Source organism: Kitasatospora sp. NPDC007106 (genome assembly GCF_040634455.1).
Taxonomy (GTDB): domain Bacteria; phylum Actinomycetota; class Actinomycetes; order Streptomycetales; family Streptomycetaceae; genus Kitasatospora; species Kitasatospora arboriphila.
In genome coordinates this window covers 1-5,142 of sequence record NZ_JBEYFP010000427.1, presented here as the reverse complement: position 1 = coordinate 5,142, position 5,142 = coordinate 1, and the positions used below count along the sequence as shown (strand labels likewise).

Here is a 5,142-nt window from a genome sequence, read left to right as displayed (position 1 = left end):
CCGGTCTCCGGGTCCTCCAGCAGGGCGGCGGCGGGCTGCGGGCCGGCCGCGAGCGGCGGCCAGAACCGGCCGAGCCGGCGCGAGGAGCTGACCAGGGCGTCGAGGCTCTCGAAGTCGGCCTCGCCGCCGAGGGCACCCGGGCGGACTGCGGGGGGCTGGGTGGGCATCATCGCTGTCATCGCTCCGATCGCCGGGCCGCGGCCTCGTCGCCGCGGCACGCATGGCCGGGGACCGGCCGACCGGCCCCCGTGCTGCGACCCTAGGCCGCCGCCGGGCGCCCCACCAGGGCTACTGCGGGGTAGTACCGGTTCGGGTCGTCCGGGTTTCCGGCCGGGGTGGCTGTACCGTAGGTGGGTCCACCACTGCTTCCGGCCGCACCAGGCCACCGCCGTCACCAGGCCTCCCGAGGAGACTCCCGTGCGTATCGCCGTCGCCGGCTCGATCGCCACCGACCACCTGACGACCTTCCCCGGCCGCTTCGCCGACCAGCTCGTCGCGGAGCAGCTGCACACCGTCTCGCTCTCCTTCCTGGTCGACACCCTCGACATCCGGCGCGGCGGCGTCGGCCCCAACATCGCGTTCGGCATGGGCGTCCTGGGCCTGCGCCCGGTCCTGGTCGGCGCGGCCGGCGCGGACTTCGACGAGTACCGGAGCTGGCTGGAGCGCAACGGCGTGGACACCGCCTCCGTGCACATCTCCGAGACCCGCCACACCGCGCGCTTCATGTGCACCACCGACCTGGACCACAACCAGATCGCCTCCTTCTACACCGGCGCGATGGCCGAGGCCCGCAACATCGAGCTCAAGCCGATCGCCGACCGCGTCGGCGGCCTCGACCTCGTCCTGATCGGCGCCGACGACCCGCAGGCGATGGTCCGCCACACCCAGGAGTGCCGCAGCCGCGGCTACGCCTTCGCCGCCGACCCCTCCCAGCAGCTGGCCCGCCTGGAGGGCGACGACATCCGCGAGATCGTCGACGGCGCCGCGTACCTCTTCACCAACGAGTACGAGGCCGCGCTCATCGAGTCCAAGACCGGCTGGGCCGCCGACGAGCTGCTGGACCGCGTCGGCACCCGGGTCACCACGCTCGGCCCCAAGGGCGTCCGGATCGAGCGCAAGGGCGAGCCGGCGATCACCGTCGGCTGCCCCGCCGAGGAGCGCAAGGCCGACCCGACCGGCGTCGGCGACGGCTTCCGCGCCGGCTTCCTCGCGGGCGTCTCCTGGGGCCTCGGCCTGGAGCGCGCCGCCCAGGTCGGCTGCATGCTCGCCACCCTGGTGATCGAGACCGTCGGCACCCAGGAGTACGAGCTGCGCCGCGCCCACTTCACCGACCGCTTCGCCGCCGCGTACGGCGACGAGGCGGCGGCCGAGGTCCGCGCGAAGCTGGCCTGACCCCGCCCGGTCGCGGCCGGGCGGGCGGTCAGTCCGTCCGGCGCACCAGGTAGGCCGTGCCCCGGTCGGCGCCGTACCGCGCGGCCGGGGCCTCGCCCAGGTACTCCTGGGCCCGCATGTCGCACCAGGCCGGGATGTCCAGCCGGGCCGCCTCGTCGTCGGCGAGCACCACGACGGTGCCGCCCGGCGGCACCTCGCCGATCCGCCGGGCGAGGTCGATCACCGGCAGCGGGCAGCGCTTGCCGAGGGCGTCCAGCACCAGCGCCTCCGCCTCTCCCGCGGGCTCCGGCTCCGCCGACGGATCGGCCGACGGATCCGCCGTGCGCACCACCGGCTCCGGTTCCGGTTCCGCTGCGGGCAGCCGAAGGTCGAGCCCGAGCGGGGCCCGGACCGCCGCGACCAGCCCGGGCAGCGCGGCGAGGAAGCGCTCCACGTCCTCCTCCGCGGTGCCGTACGGGAGCGAGACCCGCACGTTGCCCTCGGTCAGCACCCCCATCGCCGCCAGCACGTGGCTCGGCGTCAGCGTGGAGGAGGTGCAGGAGGAGCCCGAGGAGACCGCGAACCCGGCCTTGTCCAGCTCGCCGAGCAGCACCTCGCCGTCCACGTACAGGCAGGAGAAGGTGACGATGTGGGGGAGCCGGCGCACCGGGTCGCCGACCACCTCGACCTCCGGCACCAGTGCGGGCACCCGGGTGCGGATGCGTTCCACCAGCGCGTGCAGCCGGGCGTTCTCCTGCTCGGCCTCGGCGCGGACGGCGCGCAGCGAGGCGGCGGCCGCGACGATCGCCGGCACGTTGACGTAGCCGGGCACCCGGCCGCGCTCGCGCTCGTCGGAGGGCAGCGGCGAGGCGTAGCGCACGCCCTTGCGGACGGCGAGGACGCCGACGCCGGCCGGCCCGCCCCACTTGTGGGCGCTGGCGGTCAGCAGCGACCAGCCGTGCGGGACGGGCAGCCGGCCGGCGCTCTGGGCGGCGTCCACCAGCAGCGGGATGCCGACGTTGCCGCACAGGTCGGCGACCTCCTCCACCGGCTGGACGGTGCCGACCTCGTGGTTGGCGCTCTGCAGCACGGCGAGCGCGGTGGCGTCGGTCAGCCGGGCGGCGAACTGGGTGGCCTTCACCCGGCCGTGCCGGTCGACCGGGACGACGCCCACCTCGCCGCCCTGGGCCTCGTGCAGCTCGGCGGTGTGCAGCACGCTGGAGTGCTCGACCGCGGAGTGCACCAGGTGGGCGCCGCGGCGGCGGTTGCCGCGCAATGCGCCGAGGATGCCGAGCTGGACGGCCTGGGTGCCGCTCGCGGTGAAGGAGATCTCGTCCGCCCGGGCGCCGAGGTCCGCCGCGACTCCCTCGCGGGCGGCGTCCAGGAGCATGCGGGCCTGCCGCCCGGAGCGGTAGAGCCGTGCAGGGTCGGCCCACCCCTCGTCGATCGCCGCGTTCAGCGCCTGCCGGGCGACGGGGTGCAGGGGTGCGGTGGAGGCCACATCGAAGTACGACACCCTTCCACGCTATCCCCGCCCGGCCCGCGGCCCGGGTCGGCACCCGATTTCGCCGCATTCGTCCGGTGCGACGATCCGTCACCCGTGTGTCGCAGTCGAGTCCCCCGATCGGGTGTGGGACCCTCGAATGCCTGCCATGACCTGCACCGGAATGCCTGCCGGGGCTGATCGGGTAGGCGGGCGGCGCGTTAGCGGGGGCTGCTCGTGAGTGCCGCATAAGGATGCAGTAGCGTTTGGCCCGCATAAGCATTCAAACCGTGCCCGTGGCCGGGTCGCCGGGGAGGCGAACAGCACTCCCGGAGGCGGCGCGATCGCGGGCGAGACTTCGGGAAGGCGCTACGTGAGTCCCAACGGCTCCGACCGCTCGCCGCGGCGCACGATGCGGCGGAAGCTGCCTCAGGCGCTGGCACTGGGCCTCGTCATCGCGACCGCCACCGGCTGCTCGGCCAACGACCTCCCCAGGCTTGGCCTCCCCTCGCCCGTCACCGAGGAAGGCCCCCTGGTCCTCCACATGTGGCAGGGCTCGTGGATCGCGGCGCTGGCAGTGGGCGCACTGATGTGGGGTCTGATCCTCTGGAGCGTGATCTTCCACCGGCGTAGCCGCACCAAGGTGGAGATCCCCGCTCAGACCCGGTACAACGTGCCCATCGAGGCGCTGTACACCGCGGTCCCCCTCGTCATCGTCTCGGTGCTCTTCTACTTCGTCGCCCGCGACGAGACGCGCCTGACCGCGGTCAGCGCGAAGCCGCAGCACGTGGTCAACGTGGTGGGCTTCCAGTGGAACTGGGCGTTCAACTACGAGAACACCGAGATCCCGGACCCGGCCAACACCAACGCCGCGTACGACGTCGGCACGCCGGCCGAGGTGCCCACCCTGTACCTGCCGATCAACGAGTCGGTGGAGTTCGTCCTGACCTCCAACGACGTGATCCACGACTTCTGGCCCGTCAACTTCCTCATGAAGATGGACGTCGTGCCGGGCGTGGTGAACAAGTTCCAGGTGACCCCGACCTCCTTCGGTACCTTTGCCGGCAAGTGCGCCGAGCTCTGCGGCCAGGACCACTCCCGGATGCTGTTCAACGTCAAGGTCGTCACCCACGACCAGTACGAGCAGCACCTGAAGGAGCTTCGGGCCAAGGGCCAGTCCGGCGCGGTGCCCGCGGGCATCCTCGGAGCCGGCCACGCCGCCGGTGAGAAGACCACGGGAAGTGAAGAGAAGTGACCATCCTCAACGAGCCCGCCGCGGCCGGCGGGGGCGCCGGGGGCGTCACGGCCGGCAAGAGCGCCCGTGTCAACAAGCGGGGCAACGCGATCATCAAGTGGCTCACCACCACCGACCACAAGACGATCGGCACGATGTACCTGGCGACCTCGTTCGCCTTCTTCCTGATCGGCGGCGTCCTCGCCCTGGTCATGCGCGCCGAACTCGCCCGTCCGGGGACCCAGATCCTCTCGAACGAGCAGTTCAACCAGGCGTTCACCATGCACGGCACGATCATGCTGCTGATGTTCGCCACCCCGCTCTTCGCGGGCTTCGCGAACTGGATCATGCCGCTCCAGATCGGCGCTCCCGACGTCGCCTTCCCGCGTCTGAACATGTTCGCCTACTGGCTCTACCTGTTCGGCTCCATCATCGCGGTGGCGGGCTTCCTGACCCCGCAGGGCGCGGCCGACTTCGGCTGGTTCGCCTACTCGCCGCTGTCCGACGCCGTCCGTTCGCCGGGCGTCGGCGCCGACATGTGGATCATGGGCCTGGCCTTCTCCGGCTTCGGCACCATCCTCGGTGCGGTCAACTTCATCACCACCATCATCTGCATGCGCGCCCCCGGCATGACGATGTTCCGGATGTCGATCTTCGTCTGGAACGTCCTGCTGACCGCCGTGCTGGTCCTGCTGGCCTTCCCGGTCCTGGCCGCCGCCCTGTTCGCCCTGGAGGCGGACCGCAAGTTCGGGGCGCACGTCTTCGACCCGGCCAACGGCGGCGCCATGCTGTGGCAGCACCTCTTCTGGTTCTTCGGCCACCCCGAGGTCTACATCATCGCGCTGCCGTTCTTCGGCATCGTGTCGGAGATCGTCCCGGTCTTCAGCCGCAAGCCGATGTTCGGCTACTCCGGCCTGATCGCGGCCACCATCGCGATCGCCGGTCTGTCCGTGACGGTGTGGGCGCACCACATGTACGTCACCGGCCAGGTGCTGCTGCCGTTCTTCTCCTTCATGACCTTCCTGATCGCGGTGCCGACCGGTGTGAAGTTCTT

General features: G+C 71.9%; 3 protein-coding genes and 1 pseudogene. 3 read left to right on the top strand and 1 reads right to left on the bottom strand.

Annotation, left to right across the window (positions count from 1 at the left end):
- The first annotated feature begins 417 nt into the window (after positions 1–417).
- Complete coding sequence (locus ABZ641_RS25290; RefSeq protein WP_344626701.1) at positions 418–1,392, top strand: carbohydrate kinase family protein; 975 nt, start codon at positions 418–420, stop codon at positions 1,390–1,392.
- 28 nt (positions 1,393–1,420) lie between these two features.
- Here ABZ641_RS25290 and ABZ641_RS25285 read toward each other — a convergent pair whose 3' ends face one another.
- Positions 1,421–2,887: an aminotransferase class V-fold PLP-dependent enzyme gene (locus ABZ641_RS25285; RefSeq protein WP_359985169.1), complete on the bottom strand. Its 1,467-nt coding sequence runs from the start codon at positions 2,885–2,887 to the stop codon at positions 1,421–1,423.
- A gap of 340 nt (positions 2,888–3,227) precedes the next feature.
- Between ABZ641_RS25285 and ABZ641_RS25280 the strand changes: the two genes are divergently transcribed.
- Entirely contained in the window at positions 3,228–4,109 is an 882-nt protein-coding gene (locus ABZ641_RS25280) for a cytochrome c oxidase subunit II (protein WP_344626703.1), read from the top strand.
- Between the two features lie 80 nt (positions 4,110–4,189).
- Positions 4,190–5,142, top strand: a pseudogene (locus ABZ641_RS25275) (cbb3-type cytochrome c oxidase subunit I); the annotation flags it as partial.